The organism is Nocardia sp. NPDC004340 (genome assembly GCF_053602575.1).
In genome coordinates this window covers 552,425-576,535 of record NZ_JBSGDW010000003.1, presented here as the reverse complement: position 1 = coordinate 576,535, position 24,111 = coordinate 552,425, and the positions used below count along the sequence as shown (strand labels likewise).

26 protein-coding genes are annotated in these 24,111 nt (G+C 67.3%); 15 read left to right on the top strand and 11 right to left on the bottom strand.

Translation table 11 applies throughout. The features are described from left to right. Positions 1-24 precede the first annotated feature (24 nt). Genes ACWEOI_RS14760 through ACWEOI_RS14750 form a run of 3 tightly spaced genes read left to right on the top strand, consistent with a single transcriptional unit; the run spans position 25 to position 1,630 of the window. Positions 25-450: a hypothetical protein gene (locus tag ACWEOI_RS14760; protein ID WP_452359904.1), complete on the top strand. Its 426-nt coding sequence runs from the start codon at positions 25-27 to the stop codon at positions 448-450. Further along, complete coding sequence (locus ACWEOI_RS14755; protein ID WP_452359903.1) at positions 444-671, top strand: helix-turn-helix transcriptional regulator; 228 nt, start codon at positions 444-446, stop codon at positions 669-671. Before ACWEOI_RS14760 ends, ACWEOI_RS14755 begins: the two co-directional genes overlap by 7 nt. Next, on the top strand, positions 668-1,630 hold the full coding sequence (locus ACWEOI_RS14750) for an NAD(P)-dependent alcohol dehydrogenase (RefSeq protein ID WP_452359902.1): 963 nt from the start codon (positions 668-670) through the stop codon (positions 1,628-1,630). The genes ACWEOI_RS14755 and ACWEOI_RS14750 overlap by 4 nt, the downstream gene beginning before the upstream one ends. A 124-nt stretch (positions 1,631-1,754) precedes the next feature. Here ACWEOI_RS14750 and ACWEOI_RS14745 read toward each other — a convergent pair whose 3' ends face one another. Further along, positions 1,755-2,411 carry a TetR family transcriptional regulator gene (locus tag ACWEOI_RS14745; protein WP_433666198.1) on the bottom strand — a complete coding sequence of 219 codons (657 nt, stop codon included), beginning with the start codon at positions 2,409-2,411 and terminating at the stop codon, positions 1,755-1,757. A gap of 89 nt (positions 2,412-2,500) precedes the next feature. Here ACWEOI_RS14745 and ACWEOI_RS14740 point away from each other — a divergent pair, with 89 nt between their 5' ends. Further along, positions 2,501-4,003: an MFS transporter gene (locus ACWEOI_RS14740; protein ID WP_452359901.1), complete on the top strand. Its 1,503-nt coding sequence runs from the start codon at positions 2,501-2,503 to the stop codon at positions 4,001-4,003. Between the two features lie 297 nt (positions 4,004-4,300). On the opposite strand, the gene ACWEOI_RS14735 is transcribed toward ACWEOI_RS14740, so the two are convergent. After that, positions 4,301-4,804, bottom strand: a complete 504-nt coding sequence (locus ACWEOI_RS14735; RefSeq protein WP_379280341.1) for a hypothetical protein — start codon at positions 4,802-4,804, stop codon at positions 4,301-4,303. 142 nt (positions 4,805-4,946) lie between these two features. Continuing rightward, positions 4,947-7,139: a malate synthase G gene (locus tag ACWEOI_RS14730; RefSeq protein WP_452359900.1), complete on the bottom strand. Its 2,193-nt coding sequence runs from the start codon at positions 7,137-7,139 to the stop codon at positions 4,947-4,949. Between the two features lie 182 nt (positions 7,140-7,321). Here ACWEOI_RS14730 and ACWEOI_RS14725 point away from each other — a divergent pair, with 182 nt between their 5' ends. The 3 genes from ACWEOI_RS14725 to ACWEOI_RS14715 are packed head-to-tail and all read left to right on the top strand — an operon-like array spanning position 7,322 to position 9,998. Next, positions 7,322-8,068 (top strand): SDR family NAD(P)-dependent oxidoreductase, encoded by a 747-nt coding sequence (locus ACWEOI_RS14725; RefSeq protein ID WP_452359899.1) that lies wholly within the window; start codon positions 7,322-7,324, stop codon positions 8,066-8,068. Next, positions 8,065-8,706, top strand: coding sequence for a TetR/AcrR family transcriptional regulator (locus tag ACWEOI_RS14720; RefSeq protein ID WP_452359898.1), 642 nt, complete (start codon positions 8,065-8,067; stop codon positions 8,704-8,706). The genes ACWEOI_RS14725 and ACWEOI_RS14720 overlap by 4 nt, the downstream gene beginning before the upstream one ends. A gap of 2 nt (positions 8,707-8,708) precedes the next feature. Continuing rightward, complete coding sequence (locus ACWEOI_RS14715) at positions 8,709-9,998, top strand: acyl-CoA dehydrogenase family protein (protein ID WP_452359897.1); 1,290 nt, start codon at positions 8,709-8,711, stop codon at positions 9,996-9,998. 61 nt (positions 9,999-10,059) lie between these two features. On the opposite strand, the gene ACWEOI_RS14710 is transcribed toward ACWEOI_RS14715, so the two are convergent. From ACWEOI_RS14710 to ACWEOI_RS14695, 4 genes are all read right to left on the bottom strand, one after another. After that, positions 10,060-10,782 (bottom strand): PaaI family thioesterase, encoded by a 723-nt coding sequence (locus tag ACWEOI_RS14710; RefSeq protein ID WP_433666191.1) that lies wholly within the window; start codon positions 10,780-10,782, stop codon positions 10,060-10,062. Between the two features lie 123 nt (positions 10,783-10,905). Further along, positions 10,906-11,907, bottom strand: a complete 1,002-nt coding sequence (locus ACWEOI_RS14705) for an adenylate/guanylate cyclase domain-containing protein (protein ID WP_433666190.1) — start codon at positions 11,905-11,907, stop codon at positions 10,906-10,908. A 47-nt stretch (positions 11,908-11,954) separates the two neighbouring features. Further along, positions 11,955-12,527, bottom strand: coding sequence for a DUF305 domain-containing protein (locus ACWEOI_RS14700; protein WP_452360150.1), 573 nt, complete (start codon positions 12,525-12,527; stop codon positions 11,955-11,957). Between the two features lie 83 nt (positions 12,528-12,610). Continuing rightward, entirely contained in the window at positions 12,611-14,188 is a 1,578-nt protein-coding gene (locus ACWEOI_RS14695; protein WP_433666189.1) for an LVIVD repeat-containing protein, read from the bottom strand. A 264-nt stretch (positions 14,189-14,452) separates the two neighbouring features. On the opposite strand from ACWEOI_RS14695, the gene ACWEOI_RS14690 reads away from it, so the two are divergent. The 5 genes from ACWEOI_RS14690 to ACWEOI_RS14670 all read left to right on the top strand — a co-directional run bounded on the left by ACWEOI_RS14690 (position 14,453) and on the right by ACWEOI_RS14670 (position 18,463). Further along, a complete protein-coding gene (locus ACWEOI_RS14690; protein ID WP_452359896.1) occupies positions 14,453-15,058 on the top strand; it encodes a DUF4232 domain-containing protein in 606 nt (201 codons plus the stop codon). Between the two features lie 97 nt (positions 15,059-15,155). Continuing rightward, positions 15,156-16,292, top strand: coding sequence for an FAD-dependent oxidoreductase (locus ACWEOI_RS14685; protein WP_433666187.1), 1,137 nt, complete (start codon positions 15,156-15,158; stop codon positions 16,290-16,292). Between the two features lie 186 nt (positions 16,293-16,478). Further along, positions 16,479-17,126 (top strand): hypothetical protein, encoded by a 648-nt coding sequence (locus ACWEOI_RS14680; protein WP_433666186.1) that lies wholly within the window; start codon positions 16,479-16,481, stop codon positions 17,124-17,126. Further along, the gene (locus ACWEOI_RS14675; RefSeq protein ID WP_452359895.1) at positions 17,123-17,845 is read left to right on the top strand and encodes an alpha/beta fold hydrolase; all 723 of its coding nucleotides are present in this window, start codon (positions 17,123-17,125) and stop codon (positions 17,843-17,845) included. Before ACWEOI_RS14680 ends, ACWEOI_RS14675 begins: the two co-directional genes overlap by 4 nt. A gap of 33 nt (positions 17,846-17,878) precedes the next feature. After that, positions 17,879-18,463: a DUF1353 domain-containing protein gene (locus ACWEOI_RS14670; RefSeq protein WP_452359894.1), complete on the top strand. Its 585-nt coding sequence runs from the start codon at positions 17,879-17,881 to the stop codon at positions 18,461-18,463. On the opposite strand, the gene ACWEOI_RS14665 is transcribed toward ACWEOI_RS14670, so the two are convergent. After that, positions 18,363-18,905 carry a DUF6817 domain-containing protein gene (locus ACWEOI_RS14665; protein WP_452359893.1) on the bottom strand — a complete coding sequence of 181 codons (543 nt, stop codon included), beginning with the start codon at positions 18,903-18,905 and terminating at the stop codon, positions 18,363-18,365. The two genes, ACWEOI_RS14670 and ACWEOI_RS14665, sit on opposite strands and share 101 nt — an antisense overlap. Positions 18,906-19,048: 143 nt before the next feature. Between ACWEOI_RS14665 and ACWEOI_RS14660 the strand changes: the two genes are divergently transcribed. After that, entirely contained in the window at positions 19,049-19,549 is a 501-nt protein-coding gene (locus ACWEOI_RS14660) for a hypothetical protein (protein ID WP_452359892.1), read from the top strand. A gap of 176 nt (positions 19,550-19,725) precedes the next feature. On the opposite strand, the gene ACWEOI_RS14655 is transcribed toward ACWEOI_RS14660, so the two are convergent. Next, positions 19,726-20,130 carry a hotdog fold thioesterase gene (locus tag ACWEOI_RS14655; RefSeq protein WP_433666180.1) on the bottom strand — a complete coding sequence of 135 codons (405 nt, stop codon included), beginning with the start codon at positions 20,128-20,130 and terminating at the stop codon, positions 19,726-19,728. Positions 20,131-20,204: 74 nt separating this feature from the next. Then, positions 20,205-20,828, bottom strand: coding sequence for a hypothetical protein (locus ACWEOI_RS14650; protein WP_452359891.1), 624 nt, complete (start codon positions 20,826-20,828; stop codon positions 20,205-20,207). Positions 20,829-21,321: 493 nt separating this feature from the next. Here ACWEOI_RS14650 and ACWEOI_RS14645 point away from each other — a divergent pair, with 493 nt between their 5' ends. Then, positions 21,322-21,648 (top strand): hypothetical protein, encoded by a 327-nt coding sequence (locus ACWEOI_RS14645; RefSeq protein ID WP_452359890.1) that lies wholly within the window; start codon positions 21,322-21,324, stop codon positions 21,646-21,648. After that, positions 21,608-21,904: a hypothetical protein gene (locus ACWEOI_RS14640; protein ID WP_452359889.1), complete on the top strand. Its 297-nt coding sequence runs from the start codon at positions 21,608-21,610 to the stop codon at positions 21,902-21,904. Before ACWEOI_RS14645 ends, ACWEOI_RS14640 begins: the two co-directional genes overlap by 41 nt. A gap of 99 nt (positions 21,905-22,003) precedes the next feature. On the opposite strand, the gene ACWEOI_RS14635 is transcribed toward ACWEOI_RS14640, so the two are convergent. Then, positions 22,004-23,797 (bottom strand): C39 family peptidase, encoded by a 1,794-nt coding sequence (locus ACWEOI_RS14635; RefSeq protein WP_452359888.1) that lies wholly within the window; start codon positions 23,795-23,797, stop codon positions 22,004-22,006. Between the last annotated feature and the right edge of the window lie 314 nt (positions 23,798-24,111).

The following is a 24,111-nucleotide window of genomic DNA, read 5'->3' as shown; positions in this document are numbered from 1 at the left end:
TCGTGTTTTCTTTACACTGATGCCATGCCCTACGAGGAGAAGCGAACCTGGATCCTGGGTGTCGCGGCCGTCGTCTCGTATGCGATCTACCTGATCGTCGTGCTGGCGCGGGCGCGGCAGACCGCGTTGGTGGACGTCGCCTATGTCTCGCCCATGCTGTGGGCGATCGGCGGCTCCGTCGCGGCCTCGATCGTGGCCGGTATCGCCGTCGCGATCGGATCCCGGGATCGGGACCGGCGCGACGACCGCGACCGCGAAATCGATCTGCGTGGAGCGCATATCGGCCAGGCCTTCGTCGTACTCGGGGCGGTGGCGGCGCTGGTGCTGGCCCTGGCGAACGGCGACAGATTCTGGATCGCCAATGTCATCTACCTCGGGTTCACGCTGTCCGCGGTCGTCGGCGCGACCGCCAAACTCGTCGCCTACCGGCGGGGGATGTGGCCATGGTGAAACCCACGAAGGTCACCAACAACATTCGCGCCCTGCGGTTCTCGTATGGCGAGATGACCCAGGCCGAGCTGGCCGACCGGCTCGGCGTGACCCGGCAGACCGTCAACGCCATCGAACAGGGCAAGTACTCACCGTCGCTGGAGATGGCGTTCCAGATCGCCCGGGTGTTCGGTGCACCACTGGACGAGATCTTCGAGTATCCGGAAGAGGAAGAGTCGTGAAAGCCATCACCCAGGACGTCTACGGCACCGTTGATGTGTTGTCCTACAGTGATATTCCCACCCCGCAGCCGGGCCCGGACGGGGTTCTCGTCCGGGTCCGCGCCGCGGGTGTGGACCCCAGTGTCTGGCACATGATGACCGGCGAACCGCTGGTCGCCCGGCTCGCGCTGGGCCCCGGCAAACCTCGGGAGCGGGTGCGCGGCTGGGACGTCGCGGGCATCGTCGAAGCGGTCGGCCCGCAGGTCACCGCATTCGAGCGCGGAGACGAGGTCTTCGGGACGGTCCCCGGTTCGTTCGCCGAATTCGCCGCCGCCCCCGCGGCCAAGCTGCAACACAAGCCCGCAAACCTGAGCTTCGAACAGGCTGCGGCGCTGCCGATCTCGGGCACGACCGCGCTCACCGGTTTGCGCGACGCGGGCCGCATCGAAGCCGGTCAGCGCGTGCTGATCATCGGCGCCTCCGGCGGTGTCGGTCACCTGGCGGTCCAGCTTGCCAAGCACTACGGCGCGGCGGTGACCGGTGTGTGCTCGGGCGCGTCCGCGCGCTTCGTCACCGGGCTCGGCGCCGATCACGTCATCGACTACCGGACCGAAAAGCTCAGCGGCCGTTACGACCTCATCCTCGATATGGCCGGAAACCGCCCGCTGGCGTTGTTGCGCTCCCTGCTGACCGAGACCGGCACCCTGGTGCTCGGCGGTGGTGAGGGCGGCGGCCGCTTCTTCGGCGGCCTGGGCCGTTCGGTGCGTGCCGAGTTGCTCTCGCCCTTCGCGCGGCAGCGTCTGCGCGCCCTGCTTGCCCTGCCCAAGCCCGAAGCCCTGGTCACGCTCGCCGAACTCGCGACCGCGGGCGCGGTCGTCCCGCACATCGACCGCACCTACGCCCTGTCCGAGGCGCCCGCCGCCATCACGCACCTGGCCGCCGGCCACTCGCGCGGCAAATCGGTCATCGTGGTCAGCTGACTCGGAAACGGCCGATCGGCTCCGGCCATGACACTGCCCGGCGCACAGGTGAATCAGCAAGGTCGGCGGACAGGCGCGGGGCCGTGGTCCTGATAGACGCCATCGGGGGCATCCGTCGGCCGGGTCAGTCCAGTCGGCCGTAGATCAGGCGCAGGATCGCTTCGGTCAGGTCGTCGAGGCCGCGAGTCACCTCGTTCGGGGGCGCCGCGGACAACTGCGACAGCCGGCCGTCGCGCATCAGGGTGACGAGAGTCGCCAGCGTTGCCGAGTCGATGCCCTCGGGTGCGAGGCCGGCCGCGCGGTCGCGCTCGATCTTGGCGGCCAGCGCGCTGGTGAATCGGTTCTGGATGGTGGCGATGAATTCGGTCAGTGGCGGGTAGTTGTTGTCGTAACCCTCCAGTGAGCAGACCAGGATCGTGCTGTTGTCGTGCCAGATCGCGGCCGTCCCCGCGAGTTGGGTGCGCAGGAGTTCGCGCTGCGGGCCGGCGGACGGCAGCCAGACGTGGGTCTTGGCGTAGCCGTCGCTCACGTCCTCCATCAGGCGCGCGAGAACCGCGTGTTTGGACGGGAAATAGAAGTAGAAGCTGGTGCGCGAAATGCCTGTCGCGGTGGTGATGTCGTCGACGGTCAAGTTGGCCATCGGCTTCTCGGTCAGCAGTCGGCGGGTCGCGTCGAGGATCTCGGCCTCGCGCTGATCACCCTTCGACACGGCGCCGCGGCGGCGCAGTCCTTCGGTCGTGACTCGGGTCTGGTTCACCTTGCGTCCGCCCTGCTGCGCCATGTGTTCACCCTATTCGAGTTCCATTCCTGCAATGGACGTGGCGTCTATCATAATCGACACTGTGTCGATTCCGTCGTAGGGTTTCACGAATGACCTCCCCGCTCGAGCATCGGCGTTCCCCCTCGCCGACCGCGATCGTGCTGACCATGGCCAGCACCGTGTTCCTTCTGGCCATGGCCCAGACCCTGCCGGTGCCCGCGCTGCCGCAGATCGGTGTGCAGCTCGGTGTCTCGGCGACCACCGTCGGATGGGTCACGACCGCGACCATGCTGGCCGCCTCGGCGCTGACGCCGCTGCTCGGGCGATTGGGGGATGTCTACGGACACAAGCCGGTCATCCTGGCGACGCTGGCGGTGACGCTGGCCGGCAGCTTGATCGCGGCCTCGGCGCACAGCATCGATCTGCTCATCGTCGGAAGGGCCTTGCAGGGGGCCAGTTTCGGACTGTTCCCGCTGGCGATCAGCGTGCTGCGCCATGAACTTCCCGCCGAGCGCCTGACCGGGGCGCTGGCCGTCACCGCGTCCACGCTGGGTGTGGGCAGCGGTGTCGCGCTGGTGGCCACGGGTCTGCTGACGCAGGGCGGCGCGGATTACCGTCGCATCTTCTGGCTGTGCGTCGTGCTGACGGTGGTGGTGCTGGCGCTGGCGTTCTTCACCCTGCCGCGGCGCGCGGGCCAGAGGGGACGCGTCGACTATGTGGGCGCCGCCGTCCTCGGTGTCGGTCTGGTCTGCTTGCTGCTGCCGATTTCCCAAGGCCACGAATGGGGTTGGGGCAGCGCCCGGGTGATCGGACTGTTCATCGCCGCGGTGGTCGTGCTGGCCGGGTTCCTGGTGCTGCAGTCCAAGCTGCGTTCGCCGCTGGTGGCGACCTCGTTGCTGGCGCATCGCCCGGTCGCGGTGACCAATCTGGCCAGCTTCTGCGTCGGTTTCGCGATGTTCAGCGTGTTCCTCGGGGCGACCTACTTCGTGGCGACGCCGCGGGCGCTGGCGGGCTTCGGTTTCGACGCCTCCGTACTGCGCACCAGCGTGGCCTTCATGCTGCCGGGTGCGGTGGTCTCGGTCGTGATGGGCCCGATCGCCGGCCGCCTGGTCGGGCGGATCGGGGCGCGCTACGTCCTCTTGCTCGCCTGCGTCATCGGCCTGTTCGCGCTCACCGCCCTGGCGCTGCTGCACACGACCAGCTCGGAAGTCGTTGTCGCACTGATCATCGCGAACGCCGCCATCGCGATCGCCTACGCCGCCATGCCCGCTCTCCTGGTCGCCAATGTGGCGCCGCACGAGACCGGCATCGCCAACTCGATCAACTCGATCATGCGCACCGTCGGCGGCGCGATCGGCAGCGCACTGGTCGTCACCATCCTCACCAGCGACACTCTCGGCCACGCCCTGCCCAACGGTGCGGTGATCGCGCTCCCTGCCGAAGAGGCCTACCGCATCGCCTTCCTGACGGGTGCGGCCTTCTTCGCGGTGGCAGCGCTGCTGGCCGGCTTCGGCCTCGGCCACACCGGCCGCCGCCTGACCCCGCACGAGGTCGAGGAGGACGCCGCCTTGGCTTCCGCCGGCGAATTCGCCACCGCCTCCGCCGCCCTCTGATCCGAAAACGCCCGAACCCCTCCGCCGTCCGTACGGTGGAGGGGTTCGCGCTGTCGTCCGCGCGGTCTTACAGCGGGATCGGGCCCGCCGAGCCCGAGGTGAACCACGACACGGTCGCGTTGACGTGGGTCAGGATGACATTGACGATCTCGAGAACGGCAGAACCCATCGATAAATCCTCATGCTCGGGGTGATTGACGCTGCGCAGCGTATCCGACCTGCTCCGAAATGGGGAATCCCCGGTCGACGGGGATCGACCGGGGATTCCGTTGCAGCTCAAACGAAGTCGAAGCGCGATCACATGCCCGCGGAGCCGCTGAAGATCGGCAGCACGGCCGCGGCCGAACCCGACGCGGAGCCGGAGTTCACGGCGCTGCCGATGATGCCGCACGCGCTCGACACGGCGGATCCCGGTGAGAACGAGATGTCGGGATAGGTCGACGGATTCTTCGGGCAGATGCTCACATTGACCGAACGCGAGGAGGCGCCCTGGGTGACCGTCAAGGTGTACGCGCCCACGGCCGGTGGGGTCCAGGTGATCTGCGCGAACCCATTGAGCCCGTCCGCGCTGGTATACGGGGTGTCCTGGCCGATGACGGTGCCGTTGACCGTCAAGGTCACCGGGCTGAGCCGGTCGGCCCCCTTGGTCGTGATCGATACGTGGCAGGGCACGGCGGGTGTCCCGCAATCGACGCCGAAATTGTCGATGGCGGCATGGGCGGTCGGGGTCAACAGCAATGGCAGCGCGAGCGCCGGCGCGCCGAGCAGCCCGGCGCGAGCGATCCGCGAGGAGTTGATCATCGCCGGATCATATTTGGAATCAACGCTTTTCACACCTGGCTCGGCCGCCCCGGATTTCAGGGGCAGGTCCGGGAAAAGGGGGAATCCCCGGCCGACCGTGGTCGACCGGGGATTCCCTGTCATGCGCCGAAGCGGCTGATTCCTACACGCTCTTGTTGAACGCCTTGGCCTCACGGCGGCGGCGGTGCAGGATCGGCTCGGTGTAGCCGTTGGGCTGGGTGGTGCCCTCGAGGACCAGTTCCTTCGCCGCCTGGAAGGCGATGGAGGCGTTGAAGTCCGGAGCCATGGCGAAGTACGACGAGTCGCCGGCGTTCTGGCGGTCGACGACGGGGGCCATGCGCTCGAGCGAGGCGATGACGTCCTTCTCGGTGACGATGCCGTGGCGCAGCCAGTTGGCCATCAGCTGGCTGGAGATGCGCAGCGTGGCGCGGTCCTCCATGAGGCCGATGTCCTTGATGTCGGGCACCTTCGAGCAACCGACGCCCTGGTCGATCCAGCGCACCACGTAGCCGAGGATGCCCTGCGAGTTGTTGTCCAGCTCCTGCTGGATCTCCTCGGCGGACCAGTCGGTGTTCGGGGCGAGCGGGATCTCGAGGATCTCGTCGACGGTGGCGCGCGGGCCGCCCTTGGCGATCTCGGCCTGCCGCTTGAACACGTCCACCAGGTGGTAGTGGGTGGCGTGCAGGGTGGCGGCGGTGGGCGAGGGCACCCAGGCGGTGTTGGCGCCCGACTTCGGGTGGCCGATCTTCTGGACGAGCATCTCGGCCATCAGATCCGGCATGGCCCACATGCCCTTACCGATCTGCGCCTTGCCGGGCAGGCCGGTGGCCAGACCGGTGTCGACGTTCCAGTCCTCGTAGGACTTGATCCACTGCTGGCCCTTCATCTCGGCCTTGCGGACCATCGGCCCGGCCTCCATGGAGGTGTGGATCTCGTCGCCGGTGCGGTCCAGGAAGCCGGTGTTGATGAACACCACGCGGTCCTTGGCGGCGTGGATGGACGCCTTCAGGTTCACCGTGGTGCGGCGCTCCTCGTCCATGATCCCGACCTTGAGGGTGTTGACCGGCAGGCCCACGACCTCTTCGATGCGGCCGAACAGCTCGTTGGTGAAGGCCACCTCGTCCGGGCCGTGCATCTTCGGCTTCACGATGTAGATCGAGCCGGTGCGGGTGTTGCGCTTCGCGGACTCGTCGCCCGCGGCGTCGAGCGCGTGCTTGGCGATCAGGACGGTGATCAGGCCGTCCATGATGCCCTCGGGGATCTCGTTGCCCTGGGCGTCGATGATCGCGTCGGAGGTCATCAGGTGACCGACGTTGCGCACGAACAGCAGCGAACGGCCGTGCAGCACGAGCTCGCCGCCGTCGATCGCGGTGTAGACGCGGTCCGGGTTCATGGTGCGGGTGAAGGTCTTGCCGACCTTGGTGACCGTCTCGGCCAGGTCGCCCTTCATCAGGCCCAGCCAGTTGTGGTAGCAGAGGACCTTGTCCTCGGCGTCCACGGCCGCGACCGAGTCCTCGAAGTCCATGATCGTGGTGACCGCGGACTCCAGCACCAGGTCCTTGACACCGGCGGTGTCGGTGGAGCCGATGGGGGAGGACGGGTCGATCTGGATCTCGATGTGCAGCCCGTTGTGCTTCAGCAGCACCGAAGTCGGGTTGGCCGGGTCGCCCACGTAGCCGACGAGAACATCGTTGTCGGCCAGGCCGATCTCGGTGCCGTCCTCGAGGCCGACCACGAGCTCGCCGTCCTCGATCGAGTACTTGGTGGAGCCGACGTGCGAGCCGGTGATCAGCGGCACCGCGTCGTCGAGGAAGTTGCGGGCCCACTCGATGACCTTGTCACCGCGGACCTTGTTGTAGCCCGAGCCCTTCTCCGCGCCGTTGGCCTCGGAGATGGCGTCGGTGCCGTACAGGGCGTCGTAGAGCGAGCCCCAGCGCGCGTTCGCGGCATTGATGGCGAAGCGGGCGTTCATCACCGGCACGACCAGCTGCGGTCCTGCCTGGGTGGCGATTTCGGCGTCCACGTTCTCGGTACCGATCTGGAAGTCGGCCGGTTCGGGACGGAGATAGCCGATCTCGGTGAGGAACTGCTTGTAGGCAGCCTTGTCGTAGCCTGCGCCCGGGTTCGCGCGGTGCCACTCGTCGATCTTGGCTTGGATGTCGTCGCGTTCCGCCAGCAGTGCGCGGTTGCGGGGGGCGAGGTCATTGATGACGGCCTCGGCACCCGACCAGAACGCGGCGGAATCAACTCCGGTGCCGGGGAGGGCCTCGTTCTCCACGAAATCGTGGAGCACCTTGGCAACCTGCAGCCCGCCGACCTGAATCCGCTCTGTCATCTACTGCCTCATTTCGAGAAGCCGGGTGAAAAAGTACGCCCGTCATATTACTCGCCGGTACGGGGCGTTATTCCCCGGCCTCGGGGTGGAGGCCTCGGGCGATGGGGGTTGTTTGTATCGATCGGTACATTTAATGTACTGGGTGGAACATTTTCCGGGGGCGCGACGCGAAGGTGCGATTCATGGGAAAAGCCTTGTCGGGCAAGGTCTCTGTGGTAACAGGCGGCAGCCGCGGGCTCGGGCGGGAGATGGTGCGGGCGTTCGCGGCCGCCGGATCCGATGTCGTGATCGCCAGCCGCAAGCTCGACGCGTGTGAGGAACTGGCGCGGGAAGTGCGCGACGCCACAGGGCAGCGCGCCCTGGCCGTGGCCTGCAATGTGGGCGATTGGGGGCAGTGCGAGACGCTCGCCGACGCGGCCCATGAGGAGTTCGGGCGTGTCGACGTGTTGGTCAACAACGCGGGGATGTCGCTGCTCTATCCCAGCTTGGACCAGGTTTCCGAGGCCATGTTCGACAAGGTGATCGCCACCAATCTGAAGGGGCCGTTCCGGCTTTCGGCGCTCATCGGCGCGCGCATGGCGGCGGCGGGCGGGGGATCGATCGTGAATATATCTTCGATCGAAGCCGCCCATCCCGAACCGCTCGCGGTGCCCTACGCGGCCGCCAAGGCCGGGCTCGAGACGCTGACCGGGGGTTTCGTCCACACCTACGGACCGGCGGTGCGGGTCAACACGATTCGCTGCGGGCCCTTCGACACCGATATCGCCAAGGCGTGGCCCGCGGAGATGCGCACCGAACTGGCGCGGCACACCGCGGTCGGCCGCCTCGGCGTCCCGGCCGACATCGTCGGGGCGGCGCTGTTCTTCGCCTCCGACGCCTCCGCCTACTGCACCGGCGCGACCCTGGCCCTGGACGGTGGATTCCGATGACCGCCGCCGTCCCGGCCCGCCGCCGCGGCCGCCCGCCCGCCTCCGAGGCCGGGCCGGGGGAGACCCGGGAGCGGATCGTGGCCGCCGCGCTGGAGTTGTTCGCGGAGAAGGGCTTCCACGGCACCGGCGTCGCCGAGATCGGGGATCGGGCCGGGGTGCAGCGCGGTGCCCTGTACTACCACATCGGGTCCAAGGAGGAGCTGCTGTGGCAGATCCTCGGCGACTACACCCGGCTCATGCTGGGCGAGGCCGAGCAGATCGCGCACGGTCCCGACCATCCGGTCACCAAGCTGCGCAGACTGATCCACTCGCACGTGGTGATGATCATCGCGAACCGCGCCGCCGTCGCCATCCAGCTGCGCGACGTGTCCGCGCTCAACGGTGATCGGGCGCGCGAACTCCAGGACCTGCGCGACCGCATCCAGCACCTGTGGCAGCAGGTCATCGACGCGGGCACCGCGGCGGGCGTGCTGCGCACCGCCGACCACGTGGTCACCAATGGCGTGCTCGGCATGCTCAATTCGGTGACCTTCTGGTACCGGCCAGGCGGGCAGCACACGCCCGACGAGATCGCCGGCATCCTCTGCACCACCGTCCTGGACGGGCTCATCCAACCGCGCAAGACCACGAAAGGCTGACCATGGCTTGGGATTTCGGCACCGATCCGGAGTATCAGAAGAAACTGGACTGGGTCGCGGAGTTCGTCCGGACCGAGGTGGAACCCCTCGACCTGATCTACCCGAACCCGTACGACCGCACCGACCCGGAGATCCGGGCGCTCATGCAGCCGCTGCAGGAGAAGGTGAAGGAACAGCATCTGTGGGCCTGCCACCTGGGGCCCGAACTCGGGGGCCCCGGCTACGGGCAGTTGAAGCTGGCGCTGCTCAACGAGGTGCTCGGGACCTCGCAGTGGGCGCCGCTGGTGTTCGGCTGTCAGGCGCCGGATTCCGGTAACGCCGAGATCCTCGCGCACTTCGGCACGCCCGAGCAGAAGGCGAAGTACCTGCGGCCGTTGCTCGACGGCGAGATCGGGTCCTGCTACGTCATGACCGAGCCGACCGGCGGGTCGGATCCGACGGCGTTCCGGACCCGCGCGGTGCGGGAGGGCGACGAGTGGGTCATCAACGGCGAGAAGTGGTTCAACTCCGCCGCCGAATTCGCCACCTTCCATATCGTCATGGCGGTGACCGACCCGGACGCGCCGCCGCATCAGCGGCTGTCGATGTTCATCGTGCCCGCCGACACCCCGGGCCTGGAGATCGTGAAGAACTTCACGGTGCCCGGTTTCAGCGAGCACGAAGGGCACCTGCGGTTCACCGATGTCCGCATTCCCGCGGACTCGCTGCTGGGCGCGGAGGGACTCGGATTCATCGTGGCCCAGACACGTCTCGGCGGCGGCCGCGTCCACCACGCCATGCGCACGGTCGCGTTGGTGCGCAAGGCCTTCGACATGATGTGCGAGCGCGCCGTGTCCCGCCCGATGGGCAAGGGCAATCTCGGCGGCAAGCAGATGACGCAGGAGAAGATCGCCGAATCCTGGATCGAGATGGAGCAGTTCCGGCTGCTGGTGCTGCGCACCGCGTGGCGCATCGACCAGGAGCAGGACTACCGCAAGGTGCGTCACGACATCGCCGCCATCAAGGTCGCCATGCCGAAGGTCATGCACGACATCGCCCAGCGGGCCATGCACCTGCACGGCGCGATCGGCGTCAGCACCGACCTGCCGTTCACCGACATGATGACCTACGCGCAGATCATGGCCATCGCGGATGGACCGACCGAGGTCCACAAGATCACCTTGGCCAAGGAGGTGCTGAAGGCGTACGCGCCCGCGGATCCGGTGTACCCCAGCGGATATCGGCCCATCCTGCGCGAGAAGGCGCGTCAGCTGGTCGCCGAACGGCTCGAACACACCGTCGGCAACCTCTGATCCGGTGCCGGGGCGGGCGACTTGCCCGCCCCGTCGCTGTCTCCGTGGAGCGGGGTGGCGATCAGTCCTGGCGCGGTTCGATCCAGAGCGCCTCGGAGACGGCGCACAGGTCGCCGTCCGCGGTCGAGAGCGCCACTCCGACAGTGTGTTTGCGGCCCTCGCGGGCGATGACCCAGGCGTGGGAGATGTAGTCGTTCCCGGCGTACACGGGCCGGAGCAGGGTCGCGCTGAGCGCGGCGGTGAACGCGCCGCCGCGCATATGGGAGAACACGAACGCGGCGCGCCCGCCGGGGCAGTCGAGCGCCGACCAGACCACCTCGGGCGGGAGCTCGCCGGACTCGTCGGCCAGCCGCGCGTCGGGAGTCCAGGTGGCGGCCATCTGCTGGTGCCCCGGCAGTTCCGACGGGAACAAGCGCAGACCCAGGCCGGGTTCGCAGGCCAACCCGCAGCCGTAGCAGTCGGTGACCGTCCGATCGCCCGACAGGCTGAGCTCGACAGCGGATTTCGCCGCCGCCCACGACGGGGCGGGCGGCGGGTCGAGGGCCAGGGTGGTGGGCGTGGCCTCCACCAGCAAGGTGTCGTCGGTGGCGGTGCAGATCGCGTGACCGTGCTCGGGACGCGACAGCAGGATCGGGGTGCCGACCATGACCGGGCGCCGGAAGTCGACGCGCACGGTGTCCGCGCCGGACCGCTCGGCCAGCAGGCCCGCGAGGTAGCCGCCGAACACGATCTGCGGGTAGCCGTGGATGTGCGCGGGAAGGGTGAGCGCTTGCGCCTGCGTCATCGTGGGAGGCCCAGCCTTTCCCGGCCGCCGTGGCCGATCATCACGACTGACGATACCCAGGCCGCGATCACGCGTTCCCGTGACATTTCACACCCGGCGAGGTGTGCGGTGGCCGCTCGGGGACTAGCGGCGTTTGCGCTCGCGGACCACGTGGGAACGCAGGCGCGAGATGCCTTTCACGCGGACGCTGCGCAGGTGGCGCAGGGTCAGGTCGGGGTCGGCGTCGAGCTGGGCGGCCGCGCCGTCGTCGGCGAGGACCGTGCCGGGGCGGGCCACGCCGGTGAGGCGGGCGGCGACATTGACGACGGTGCCGTAGAGGTCGCCGAAGCGGGTCAGGACCGGGCCGTAGGCCAGGCCGACGCGGATCTGCGGCATCTCCGGGATCGTCTGGGCCGCACGGGCGATCGCCTGTTGCATGTCCAGGCCGATGCGCGCGCCGGCGCGGGGGTGCTCGGCGGCGAACATGACCTCGTCGCCGACGTTCTTGATGACCCAGCCGCCGTGGGCGGTGATCACCTCGGTGGTGGTGGTCTCGAAGGCGTCGAGCAGTTCGGTGAGCTCGTCCGGGTCGAGGTGCCGCGACAGCCGGGTGTAGCCGACCATGTCCGCGAACCCGACCAGCAACGGCCTTGTGGCGGTACCGGATTCGTGGGCGCGGCTCAGCGCCGCGGCCAGGTGCCGCTGCCAGGCGTAGTCGTGCAGTTCGGCCAGCACCGCGATGGTGTGCGCGGTGGCTTCCCGGCTCGCCTCCGGTGTCGCGCCATTGGCGGCGGCGAGCCGGCCGCCGACCTCGCGGGTGATCAGATCGGCTTGCCACTCGGCCAGGCGCGCCATCGCCTGGCCCATGGTGCGGGCGGCCGCGACCTGGCTCTGCTCATTGGTCAGCGAGGCCGCGCTCAGGGCCGCGAAGGCGCGGACCGCGGCGACGTCGTTGTCGGTGAACGCCACCTCGTCGTCACTGGCGGCGGCCGGGAAACCCAGGGCCACCCACAATTTCCGGGCCTGCTCGACGGGCACTCCGGACAGTTCGGCGACCTGGGTGCGGGTGTACCGGCGCGGCCCGCCCAACAGCGACCGCTCGACCACCGCGTCGACGATCTCGGTCGACCCACCGGATTCGATCATGCGGTCAGTACAGCACACGACGCGGCCGCGAGGGGCGGTCGGGAATCTCACGACAGCGGTTGGGCATTGCGTTGCGCGAGCATGATCGTCATCAGGCCCGCTTCCTGCGACTGCGAGGCGATCATGCCGCGCGCGGACTCCTTCACCGGACCCGACGCGACCAGCTGATCGGCCGCCTTCGCCATGGCCACGCCACCGCGGTGATGACGCAGCATGAGCTGCAGGAACAGCACCTCGGCGTCCTTGCCGCGGGCGGTGGCGAGGGCGTCGAGCTCGGCCTGGGTGGCCATCCCGGGCATCGAGGCGCCGTCCGCCATCGCCGAATGATCGTGCGCCGCCACCGAATCCGTGGTCATCCACGTCATCGGATGCGAGGACTGCGGTGCGGCATTGGCCAGGCGCAGCCAGCCGAGCAGGGTGCCGATCTCCAGACGCTGGGCGTCGGCGATCTGCTGGGCCAGCTGGCGCACCGTCGGGTCGACCCCGGAATCCAGGCGCTGCACCATGATCAGGGCCTGCTCGTGGTGCGCGCACATGTCCTGGCTGAAACCGATCTCGACCGGGTTGAGAACCGGTGCGGCGGAATGGCTCTCGGGAATCAGCAGCGGCCGCAGCAGCATCCCGGCCGCGAGCAGGGCCAGGGCGAGCACGGCGATCGAGAGCGGCCGCCGTGCTCGATCACGCAGTGGTGCGGGACTTTCCGTCACGACCCCACCACGGAGTGCTGGTCGGCGGGCGGGGTGTACGCGTCGTCGGCGAGCTGCAGCACCATGAAGCCGTTGTCATTGCAGGTGGCCCACAATTGGTTGCCGTGCCACTCCGGCGGTGAGAAGCACCAGTCGGTGGACAGGTCGCCGAAGGCCAGCATGCCGGTCCGCGAGGACAGCGCCTGGTTCGGATCGAACTTGCCCTCCAGCATGGCCCGCGCCGCCGACGGGAACTCCATGACCGGCACGCCGATGATCGAGGCCAGCGCGTGCGGCGAATTCCACAACTCCAGGTTGCGGCCCTTGCGTGCGGGCGGGTTGAAGTAGGCGATCTCCTTGACGTGGAACGGATCCCGCACATCGAACACCCGGATGCCGGACTCCTCCCAGGCGCAGGCCAGGGCGGTCGGGTCGTTGGGGCGGTCGGCGGCGCAGTAGTGGGCGTCGTAGGAGAACACCGAACCGCCCATTGCCGAGGCCATCGCCGAATCCTGGTTCTCCGGCAGGTTGATCTCCAGCTTCAGCTTGGCCGCCACCGACGGATTGGTGTCGTCGGAGACGTCGATGAGCTTCACCCCGCCCGCGCCGCCCTCGTCGACAGTGAACAGGTAGGGCTTGCCGTCGTAGGTGACCGGGATGCTGTGCTGGGTTGCCCAGCCGTCGGTCCAGAACACCCGGCCCAGGTGCGGGACCTGCGGATTCGGGTCGCGGCGTTGCACGGCGCTGATGTCGAGGACGGTGAAGCCGCCCAGGGCGGACAGGTACATACGGTTGCCGTCCGGGCTGATGCCGAACCCGTGCGCCTCGATGCCGGTGAGGCCCTGCCAGATCACGTGCGGGTTGGTCGGATCGGTCAGGTCGACAGCGCTGACGAAACCGGGGGCGATGCCCGAGGCCCAATAGGTGCGCCCGTCGGGGGAGAAGCCGCCCTCGTGGGTCGTGATCGGCAGCGGCATCATCAGATTCGTGCCCGGGCCGGGGTTCAGCAGTCGCGGGTGCGCGCAGTCGGAGATGTCGTACACCGACAGGAATCCCGCGCCGATGCCGACCGGAACGCCGGTGCCCACCAGCAGTTTCCGTTCGGCATTGACCTTGAGCGACTCCCAGGTGCCCGCGAGCATGGCGGGCTCGGTGAGGCTGCCGGTCTCCACCGGATTCGCCGGATCCGACACGTCCAGCACCTGCACGCCCTGGGCGGGCCCGAGGATATTGCCCGGGAACAGCGATCCGGTGTAGGAGCAGTGGTCGTAGGTGGTCGAGGTGATGCCCGCGCCCTTGCCGACGTACCCGCCGACGAACGACATATTGCACCGATACCCCAGCGTGCTGCGCCCGCTGTTGCGGTCGTCGGCCGGAACATCGCCCTGCATACCGGTTTCCGGCAGCGAGTCCGGTCCGCAGTCGGCGCGCGGCACCGACGTCCGTCCGACATCGAGGAACTGCTGCACCTGATTGGCGATATCGGACTGCAGATCCGCCGACGCCCCGTGCATGGGCAGCACGGCCGCCCCCATCAGCGTCACCGCCAGCACCACGGCGGGCTTGGACCGCCGGATACTCGTGAACCGCCCCATCGCGGTACCCCCGTCTTCTCGCGTGCTCGACCGGCAGTGACCGGAGGCACAGTTCCTGTGCGATGTGGTCACGGTTACATCTCGAACGCTAACTCATAAACTGACCGCTCGGTAGATCTGGAGCGAAAATTGTCTGTGACAGTCGCTGCCAGTGGGTGCTCGGGTCCGTCGCGCGCATCCGAAACCCGTTGCCGCAGCGGTTAACAGAGCCGGTCGCCCAGTCGATCTTGAAAGGCTGCGATGATTCGACGACGGAGGTGGGCGATGCGCTCTACGGGATTCGCGATGCTCTTGGCCTGCACGGTGATCGCGGGCGTCACCGGCTGCACTGATGGGGCCACCCCGACCGCGAAGCCGAGCTCGGCGACCCCGGCCGTCTCACCCAGTGCCGGCAGTCCGAGTGCCGGAAACCCCGGCACTGCCCCCACCGGGAACCCCGCGCCAGCAGACACCCCGATCGCCGCCTGCGCCCCAGGACAGGTCGACGTCACCGCCACCGGGCTGGGCGCGGCGATGAGTCACCACGGCATCACCCTCACCTTCTCCATCGCCAATCCCGCGCAGGCCTGCACCCTGAAGGGCTACCCCGGGCTCGACCTCACCACCTCCACCGGTGAGGTCATCCACGCCGAACGCACCGCCTCCGGATACATGAGCCCGCAACCCTCCGGCGACCCCGAACCCACCGTGGTCGTCAAGTCCGGTCACCCCGCCAAAGCCATCGCCGAATCGGTGGCCTGTGGTGTCTACGGCAAACCTGAATCCAAGGTCGTCAAAACCCAAGTAACCCCGCCCAACTCGACCGACACCCGAGTGGTGGACGAGGCCCTCGACACCTGCAACTTGAAGATCCACCCGGTCACGGCTTAGGCCGCCAGGCTGCGTCATCGTCGGTGGTCACGGGCCGACAATCATGTACCGCAAATTCTGAGCACACGGTCGACGCGATCGGGCGCATACTCGAACGATGCACACCGTTCTGATCCTCGGTGCGGGGTTCGGTGGGCTCGAACTCGCCGCGGGTCTGTCCGGGTCCGTACCGGACGAGGTCCGGGTGACCTTGCTGGATTGCGCCGAAGGGTTCGTCTTCGGCTTCGCCAAGCTGGACGTGCTGTTCCGGGGGCGCACCGTCGACGAGGTCCGGACTCCCTATGACGCCATCGACCTTCCGGCCGTGGAGTTCCGGCGTGAAACGGTCACCGCCATCGACCCCGCCCGCCGCACGGTCACCACCGATCGAGGTGGGTACGCGCCGGACACGCTGGTCGTCGCGCTGGGTGCGGAGTACGACTGCGCCGCCACCCCCGGATTCGTCGAGGACGGTCACGAGTACTACTCGCTCGCGGGCGTCCACCGGCTGCGGCGACGCCTCGACGCCTTCACCGGCGGCACCATCCTGATGTCGATCCTGAGCGTCCCGTTCAAGTGCCCGCCGGCACCGTACGAAGGCGCGCTGCTGCTCCATGAGGAGCTCGTGCGACGCGACCTGCGCGAGGCCACCCGCATGCGACTGATCACCCCGATGGACTCACCCATTCCGGTGTCGCCGAGCTCCAATACCGCGATCCTCGGCGCACTCGCCGACCGTGGCATCGAGTACACGCCCGGAACGCGGGTGCGTGCCCTGGACCCGGCGACGCACACCGCGTCGACGCGGGCCGGGGACCTGCCCTACGACCTGTTCATCGGCATTCCCCGGCACCGGGTTCCGGAGGTCGTGCAGGTGTCCGGGCTGACCGCCGGGGGAGTGGACGGCTGGATCCATGTCGACGCGGCCACCCTGGCCACCCCCTACCCCGGGGTGTACGCACTGGGCGACTGCGCCGATGCCCCCGTGCCCCGCGCGGGCGTATTCGCCGAGACGGCGGCCCGAACCGTCGCGGCCGACATCATCGCCCGCCTGCACGACAGTCCCCGCGACGGCAGGTATCTGGGACAGGGCACGTGCCACATCGAGTTCGGCGGGGGCCTCGTCGGGAAAGTCGAAGCGGACTTCCTCTCCGGCCCAGCGCCCGTCGCCCCATTCCTCGGGCCATCCGCCGAATTCGCCGAGGAGAAAGCCGAATTCGCGGCCGCTCGGCGGCGGCGCTGGTTCGGTTCCTGACGCCGCGGGACCGGTGCGGCGGGCATGGCCCCCGCCGGATTCGTCCGGTCCGGAAACTCGGAAAAGCGGTGTGACCGCGTCTTTTTCGATGGTTCGGAATAAATGCGTGGTGGATCGGGGGCATCGGGTTCTACCTTCGTGATCGGCGGTGGGAGAGACCGCCGATCTGTACTGGGGGAGAACTTCATGACCGACACCTTGTTCGCTGACGTGTCCACTTTTCAGGCGCCCGTCAACGACGACTATCCGTACGAAGTGCTGTCGTTTCGCAGCAATGACGGCACATTCCGCGACGACCACTTCGCGCACAACTATCGATGGGCCACCGCCGCAGCCGATTCCGGGCGACTCGCGTGCTTCATCGTCTATTTCTACTGGCGTCCGAATTGGCAGGAGACGGTGCGGACCTGCATCGACATGGTCACCGAGGCGGGGGGACCGCACCCGCGGATGATCGTGATGCTCGATGTCGAACAGGGCGGCAATCCGTCCGGCGACCAATCCGACGGGGTCAATCGCGCCTATTGGGCGGCCGCCGACTGGCTCGGTGATCCGCGCCGGGTCATCGGGTACGCCAATGCCTCCGACTTCGCATCCATGTGGCCCACCCGGCCCGAGGGATTGCGTGTGGTGGCGGCGGGCTACGGCAACGATCCGCAACTGCCGGGACAGGTCGCGCATCAATACACCGACGGACAGGGGTGGGGTGGCGGACTGCCCGAGGGCTGCGACCCGTTCGGGCCGTGTGACATGAACAGCGCCGACGGTTTGTCGCCCGACGAATTGGCGGCCGCCTGCGGAATCGTCACCGCGCGAACCGGAGTGCGGTCATGATCGACGTTCTCATGGTGCCCGGCACATTCTGCCCGCACGGCGGTGACAACATCAGCGAGGAGTTCCTGCGCGACCTGGACCCCGCGGAATTCACCACCCGCATCGTCGACTATCCCGCCGAGTACGGCAGTCCCGGCACCTACGCGGACAGCCGCGCGGCGGGGCGTGAGGCGCTGCTCGGCGCGATCGGTGCGAGCCCGAATCCCGTTGTGCTCGGCGGGTATTCGCAGGGCGCGCAGATCGCGGGCGATGTCGCGGCCGAGATTTCGGCGGGACAGCATCCGGAACTGGATGTGCGCGGCGTGGCGTTGATCGCCGACCCGTCCCGTCCGCGCGGTCGCTGCGTCGGTATCGACCCGGGCGGCTGGGGGATCTCCGGCGAACGCGACACCGGCCTGCCGACCTGGTGGGTCGCCGCCGCCGGCGACCCGATCACGTCGCTCCCGGCGGGAAATCCCTTGCGCAGCTTGGCCGATATGACCGAGTTCTATTCGCTGAGTTCCCCCGAAGCCGCCACGCGCTGGGCGCAGCACATGATCGACACCGCGACGAACCGCAGCATGCAGCCGTGGTGGAACGTCGATCGATGGCAGGACTGGGGCGGCGCGCTGGCCTGGATGAAGGGCTACCTCACCGACGGCCGCCACACCACCGCCTACCTCGCCGAGGGCCACTGCAAAGCGCTCGCCGACGCTCTGAACCAGGAGCTGCCGCGATGACCGACCGCACCGCATCGTGGCGAGGAGGATTCGATGCCGTTCCTCGGTGAACAAGCCGTGGTCGTCGAGGAGGTCGACGCGCTCCGGTGGCGATTGCAAGCACCGCTGACCTACCGCGCGGCCGCCGACACCTTCAGCGTGCCAGTCGGTTTCATCACCGACTTCGCCTCTGTCCCCAGGCCCCTGATCTGGCTGATCCCCCGCTACGGGGCCTACACCCGCGCGGCGATCCTGCACGACTACCTGTGCGAGGTCGCGCCCGTCGGCCGTTCCGATGCCGACGGCATCTTCCGGCGCATGCTCCGCGAATGCGGTGTCTCGACGCCTCAGCGGTGGATGATGTGGGCCGCCGTCCGTTTCGGCGGGCGCATGGCGGGTGCCGGAGTCCGCGAATGGCTGCGCTTCCTTCTGATCGCGTTCCCCGCGGTGGCATTCCTGGCAGTCCCGTTCCTCATCGACTGCCTGTTCCTGCTGCTGTTCCGGCTCTGCACGGCACCCGCGACGGAAGCGCCTCGGATCACCGTGGCCCGAACCGGTTTCGCCACGCTTGCAGGGCCGCCGGCGACAGATGATCCGCCGTTCGCGCGAACAGCTGATACAGAGCGGCTCCGTGCATAGCGGCGAGCTCGGTGTTGTGCACCATGACATCGAGTTCGTTGGCGGCGGTGATCTCCAGGAACGCCTGTAGCGCGTCGTCGTCCACGTCGTGTTCCCGGCCGGTGAACCGGTCGGTGAACACGGTGGGCGTCGCGCCCAACCGCGGGTACACCGCGGACCGGTCACAACTGCCGTAAAGGTAGACCAGTTCCTCTGCCCGCGAACCGATCAGGGCGGCCAGCTTCGCCCGCTCCGACACCTCGAGCAGTGACCGATCGAATCCGTCGGTGCCGTACATCGCGTGACAGAGCCCCGCGTACTGGACATCAGCGTCCGCGCCCCACCGGGCCAGCAGGTCGGCGACCCGCGCGAGATGCGTCATCAGTGTGCCCCCGGGGTGCGGAATCTGTTCCGCGCCCAGATCGCGGAGGAAAAGCTCGACCTGTTCCCGTTCAACCGCCACCGCTCCAACCTACCCGGGGTCGGTCGCGATGATCAGCGGCAATCATGAGGGTTCGGGCTGAAAGCGCCCCCTCGACTTGTTCCGGGAGCTTCTCCCAGTCATCTTGTGTGACGGAAGTATTCGGAATGTGTGAAGGATGTGTAGTGAAGCTCCGTCTGAGTGGACGTCTCGCCGTGGTGGCGTTGGCTGTCGTGACCGTGCTCGGTCTGTCGGCATGTGGCAGTGGTGAGAAGCACCCGGGCCACACCCCCGCCAAGTCCTCGACGTCGAAAACGGCCTCCGGACAGGCATACCCGCTCGCCCCGTCCGCCACGGAGCTGAACACCGCCATGCAGAAGGTCCTCGACCCCGCCGTCCCCGACGCCGAGAAGCTCGACCTCATGCAGGGCATGCAGGCCGACCCGAGCCTCCCGACCCGAATCATCGAGGCCTACAAGCAGAACAACGCCTCCATCACCGTCACCAACGTCGTCGACCTCGGCAACGGCACCCTCACCGCCGACGCCCAGGCCGCCATCGGCGGCGGCGCTCCCCAACAGGCCGTCGTCCCCTTCGTCGCCGAAGACGGCAAATGGAAAGTCCAGAAAGACTGGATCTGCAACCTCCTCTCCCTGGCCAACCAAACCTCCCCGGCCTGCGGCTGAACCCGGCTAGCCGAGCGGGCCGGGCACCACGCCCGGCCCGGTCTCACGCCTGGGCGTCGAAATCCGCGAGGGCGCGGCCAAGTGCAGGTTGTCGACGTCTCGCAACGGGGTGAGGTCGGGCATGTGCTGACCCCCGCCGCGGCAGGTGTCGGTTAGGTCCGACAAGAGCCTCGGGCTCAGTCGCGCACTTTAGCGGGGAAGACGGCGTAGGTGCCCAGGGCCTTGGCGACCAGGCGGCCTGCGTTTCGGATTTCCGATTCCAGGGTGATCACGCGTCGGCCTCGGTTGATCACGCGGGATTCGCATTCGACGACGCCGTCGCGGACGGCGGCGAGGTAGACGATTTTGATCTCGATGGTGGCGCAGGATTCGCCCTCGGCGAGCACGCAGTACACGGCCGCGCCCATGCCCTGGTCGGCCATCGAATACATCGCCCCGCCGTGCAGCACGCCGTGCGGGTTGAGATGCTGATCGGCGACGGCGATCCGGCAGACACTGCGTGCGCCGGGCTGATCGAATTCGACCATATCCAAACCGATGAGCGCGCCGAAGCCGCCGTCGAGATTCACAGGTTTCGTCATATCGTCGGGAGCTTACGCCCGGGACCGCGCGGGCTGAGTCGGCATAGTCGCGTTGGGCGCATCGAAGCTCGAGGCTACTGCCGGTCTCTCCGTCGCGGCTTGGACGTTTGTGCTCCGAGTTGGGCGAACGCGACTATGACCGCACCTACGGCGAAGATCGCGAATCCTGTTTGTCTGTCGCTGTCTGTGCCGCTGTGGTTCATCGAGGCCATCATGAAGAAGAAGCCGGAGAAGCCGATGATATAGCCGATCCAGATGAGTACTCGCGTCCAGTGCGGAGCCCTTGACAGGTCATCAGGGTCTGGGATGTCGACGTTGTTGTTGACGGTTTGGTGGTTGTCCCTGCCGACGGCGAAACCAGTGTGCACGGTCTGGGACACGGTGTGCGTCGAGTTGTCGATGTGTGCGATCCATGACCGTCCGTCGAGGCTGTCGAGCCTTCGCTGGATGTCACTCAGTTCCTGAGCGAACTTCTCGTCGGTTGCCGCTTCACGGGTGATCGCATCGGCAACCTGGTTGCGGGCCCTGACACTGTCGGGGTTCTCACGTAGCTGTGAGACAGATTGCCGCCCAATCTTCCGGATCACGGCGTCGGTCAGTGCTGTGAGCGCGAGATCGAAGTGCTTATCTACCCAGCGCCCGCCGGCGAGTCCGGCTGCACCCGCAAGGTAGGCGACGATTGCTGAAACCTCGATCATGCCGGCCTCCCCCTGTATCGACACAACAGCAACGTGCTCAGTGAATCGCTCGAACGGGTGGCGTTGTTTCATCCGAAAATCACGAGATCGTTTGTAAACAAACGTAATTCGTGAGCACCGCAACAACGAGACCGGTCGGCACACGGTCTAGTGCTCGGTGGTGAGGAGCTCGCGGAAGCGTCGAGCAGGCGGGTGCGGAGGAGGTCGTAGGGGCCGCCCTTCATGTCGAGTTCGCGGGCGGCGCAAGCCAGGCCGAGGCGTCGAAGTGGGTGCAGCGGAGCCGCATGGATTCGACGACGGCGTCGGTGCCGGAGGGGCTCATGCGGAGGGGACTGGTGGCGCGACCAACGCCGTCAAACCTGCCCGTCGATCGTGTTATGTTGCGCCCCTCCCCATTTCACTCGCCAATTATGGCGATACCGGCCCCATGCTAGAGCGAGTTCTAATTTCTGGTCGAGCAGTGAGGCATGGCGTAGGCGGTAGTCTCGCGCGCGTGTCGATGCATGAGATCGAGGATCTGGTCGAGCGGTCGGTTCGGGTGTTGGATGCTCGGCATCCGGGGGCGGATCGGCGGGTTCGGGATTGGATCGGGGAGTTGTACTCGTTTCAGGGTGGGTATGACTGTTCGTTCACGCAGTTCAGGGTGATGGAGATCTTGCTGGGGCGGGGGTACTGCTTTCGGTTCGGGATCGAGGAGCATCCGGATTATCGGGGGCGGCGTGAGTTCTTCGATGGGTTGCAGGAATTCACGGCGCTGGCGGATATCGCGGTGGATGACGATGAGGACGGGGCGGGACTGGACGGGTGGCTCGAGTCGTGAGGTCGTGGTCGCGGCCGAAGCCGAGGGGGAGGTCGAGGTGATCGGCACGTGGCACGCGTTGGGGCCGACCGCTCTGCTGCCGGACTTCTATACCGAGGAGCCTTGGGAGATGCCCGCGCTCAGGGAGATTCGGGCGATCGCGGTGCGGACGGGAGCGACGACACTCGAGTTGCCCTCCGGGCTGCGCCCGCCGCCGGAGTACTACGAGGAGGACGAACTCCAAGCGTGGTGGATGGGGGAGGACGTCGCGCGATGACTGCTGAGTGACAGTGGGTTTCACCGGATAGCAGCGCTCGTGCGGGGCGGCCGCCGCCTCGGACGGCCGCCTCGCACGAGCAGTACTACGTCGTGCGCGTCAGGGTGTTTTGGTCGCCTTTCCGATCTCGGCGAGACCGTCGACAAGGGTGTGGCCACCCAGCTGTTCCCATCCATTGCCGGTAATGCCCATGAACTGGATCTCGAGGTCCCTGACCTGGTCGGCGATCCGGGAGGGGAAGGAGACCTGGGGTGGGCCGGGAGGAGGCGCGAAGCCGTCGATTGCCAGCTTCTGGCCGATGGCGGCCACGCCGTCGACCAACGTCCGCCCGCCCAACTGCGGCCAGCCGGTGCCGCCCACACCCATCAGCTGGATCCACACGTCGGGGATCTGCCCCCCGGCGCCGGTCGGGAAGGGCACATTGGTCGCACCGGTGGGAGCGCCGAAGCCGGTGATCTTCAGCTTCTGGCCGATGGCCGCGACACCGTCGACGAGGGTGTGGCCACCGAGCTGCGGCCATCCCGTTCCCGGTGTGAAGTCGTCACCGTCGCCGAAGAATTGGATCCACACGTCGCGGACCTGACCGTCGACGCCCACCGGGAACGGCACGTTGACCGCGGCGGTGGGAGCCGCGAAGCCGCTGATCTTCAGCTTCTGGCCGATCGCGGCGAATTCGTCGACGACGGTTCGCCCGCCCAGCTGGGGCCAACCCGTTCCGGGTGCGTTGTTGCCGCCGTCGCCGAAGAGCTGGATCCACACGTCTCCGATCGGCAACGTGGGCATCGGGGCCGCGGTAGCCGAGGTATAGCCCTTCGGCGGGATCAGTGTCGCGAGCTGATCGAAGCCGATCCAATACCCGTACGGGCTGAATCCGCTGTCGGCGACCCACACCGCACGCGGGAACGCGCTGTCATAGCCCATCAACGCGATGTAATGGAATACTTCACCGCCGCCGTAGACGGGCGATACCGAACCCTTGACGCCTTGCGGGTAGTTGTTCGGCGGGGCATCGATATTCGCGACCACACCGAAGCCGGCGTCGATCGAACTGACGATGTCGTTCCACAATCGATCCTTCTGAGCGCCGGTCGGCGGATCATCGTGCATGTACGTGTCGACATACTTCGCGGCGGGCAGAATCCTGTTCAACACCGGAGTGATCAAACCGACGTAATCGGTCCCGTTCTCGGTGGTCCCGATCTCGGTGGCCAAATATTGCTCGGAGAGATTCACCCCGCACGAATTGCACACGATCTGGGTCGCCGCCGGACCGCACCAGAAGAACCTCTCCTGCGGGACGATCGACCTGTCGTACGGGAGTTCCTTCTCCGTCGGTACCCCACCCGGCGATACCGAAGCCAGCCGGTCATAGATCTCCTGGGCGTCGGCCATGCGTTCGTCGTACCGATCGGGGAATGCCGACCGCTGCACTTCTTGGGCATACGAACCGGGTGAATCCGGACCGTTGTAGTCCAGCCTCGCGAGCCGCTCGTAGAACAGCCCCGCCGACGTGGTCGGGTTCATGCAGGTCGCGCAATCCGCCCACCAGTACTCGCCGTTGTCGCCCTGCCGGATTTGTTGCTGGAACACGCCCACCGAGTAGCCGTCGGTCCCCACGGCATCGTGTTCGATCTGCATGGACTCCGGCACCGCGGGATTCGCGTAGATCGTCAAGTTCGACTCGACGAGCCCTGTCGCCAGTGCGATCACGATGCCGCGCTGACTGATTCCGCGTCGCTGCCCCTCCGCAATAATCGCTTGGGCGACTTGATCCCGTGTCATAGCTTTGCCCCTCCTATGTCGAAAGCAGATGCGCACCCTTCGAGAATTCGCGTGATCGCGAAAAGATTCCGTTGCGTGCGTCGCCGAACGAGCATTCTGAATAAACGGCATGTCGCATATTCCGTTTATTGGGCTGCATTTCGAGGTGGGGCAGCACCTCGGAGCCCCCGTGATCCCCCCGTCGTTCGTGAACGATGCCAGTCGGTCTTCTAATTGGGCGTGAGCGCGCGCGGGCGACACCAGGAACTGTCGAAGATGACGACGAGTGTGACCGATCCGCCGACCTGGGACGGATACGTGGCACTATTCCTGTCAGATGCGCCGACCAGGTGCCCTATCCAACCCTGCCCCCCAAATTCCTTAGCCGTCCGAACCTGTAGTCGAATGTGCCAATCGGCCAGCGTGCAGTCGAGATTTTCTGATAA

Bases quoted from the DNA above. Each gene is read 5' to 3' on its own strand.
- ACWEOI_RS14760 (WP_452359904.1), top strand. From the start codon at position 25: ATGCCCTACGAGGAGAAGCGAACCTGGATCCTGGGTGTCGCGGCCGTC.
- ACWEOI_RS14755 (WP_452359903.1), top strand. From the start codon at position 444: ATGGTGAAACCCACGAAGGTCACCAACAACATTCGCGCCCTGCGGTTC.
- ACWEOI_RS14745 (WP_433666198.1), bottom strand. From the start codon at position 2,411: ATGGCGCAGCAGGGCGGACGCAAGGTGAACCAGACCCGAGTCACGACC.
- ACWEOI_RS14740 (WP_452359901.1), top strand. From the start codon at position 2,501: ATGACCTCCCCGCTCGAGCATCGGCGTTCCCCCTCGCCGACCGCGATC.
- ACWEOI_RS14735 (WP_379280341.1), bottom strand. From the start codon at position 4,804: ATGATCAACTCCTCGCGGATCGCTCGCGCCGGGCTGCTCGGCGCGCCG.
- ACWEOI_RS14730 (WP_452359900.1), bottom strand. From the start codon at position 7,139: ATGACAGAGCGGATTCAGGTCGGCGGGCTGCAGGTTGCCAAGGTGCTC.
- ACWEOI_RS14725 (WP_452359899.1), top strand. From the start codon at position 7,322: ATGGGAAAAGCCTTGTCGGGCAAGGTCTCTGTGGTAACAGGCGGCAGC.
- ACWEOI_RS14720 (WP_452359898.1), top strand. From the start codon at position 8,065: ATGACCGCCGCCGTCCCGGCCCGCCGCCGCGGCCGCCCGCCCGCCTCC.
- ACWEOI_RS14715 (WP_452359897.1), top strand. From the start codon at position 8,709: ATGGCTTGGGATTTCGGCACCGATCCGGAGTATCAGAAGAAACTGGAC.
- ACWEOI_RS14710 (WP_433666191.1), bottom strand. From the start codon at position 10,782: ATGACGCAGGCGCAAGCGCTCACCCTTCCCGCGCACATCCACGGCTAC.
- ACWEOI_RS14705 (WP_433666190.1), bottom strand. From the start codon at position 11,907: ATGATCGAATCCGGTGGGTCGACCGAGATCGTCGACGCGGTGGTCGAG.
- ACWEOI_RS14700 (WP_452360150.1), bottom strand. From the start codon at position 12,527: ATGCTGCTGCGGCCGCTGCTGATTCCCGAGAGCCATTCCGCCGCACCG.
- ACWEOI_RS14695 (WP_433666189.1), bottom strand. From the start codon at position 14,188: ATGGGGCGGTTCACGAGTATCCGGCGGTCCAAGCCCGCCGTGGTGCTG.
- ACWEOI_RS14690 (WP_452359896.1), top strand. From the start codon at position 14,453: ATGCGCTCTACGGGATTCGCGATGCTCTTGGCCTGCACGGTGATCGCG.
- ACWEOI_RS14685 (WP_433666187.1), top strand. From the start codon at position 15,156: ATGCACACCGTTCTGATCCTCGGTGCGGGGTTCGGTGGGCTCGAACTC.
- ACWEOI_RS14680 (WP_433666186.1), top strand. From the start codon at position 16,479: ATGACCGACACCTTGTTCGCTGACGTGTCCACTTTTCAGGCGCCCGTC.
- ACWEOI_RS14675 (WP_452359895.1), top strand. From the start codon at position 17,123: ATGATCGACGTTCTCATGGTGCCCGGCACATTCTGCCCGCACGGCGGT.
- ACWEOI_RS14670 (WP_452359894.1), top strand. From the start codon at position 17,879: ATGCCGTTCCTCGGTGAACAAGCCGTGGTCGTCGAGGAGGTCGACGCG.
- ACWEOI_RS14655 (WP_433666180.1), bottom strand. From the start codon at position 20,130: ATGACGAAACCTGTGAATCTCGACGGCGGCTTCGGCGCGCTCATCGGT.
- ACWEOI_RS14650 (WP_452359891.1), bottom strand. From the start codon at position 20,828: ATGATCGAGGTTTCAGCAATCGTCGCCTACCTTGCGGGTGCAGCCGGA.
- ACWEOI_RS14640 (WP_452359889.1), top strand. From the start codon at position 21,608: ATGAGGACGGGGCGGGACTGGACGGGTGGCTCGAGTCGTGAGGTCGTG.
- ACWEOI_RS14635 (WP_452359888.1), bottom strand. From the start codon at position 23,797: ATGCCGTTTATTCAGAATGCTCGTTCGGCGACGCACGCAACGGAATCT.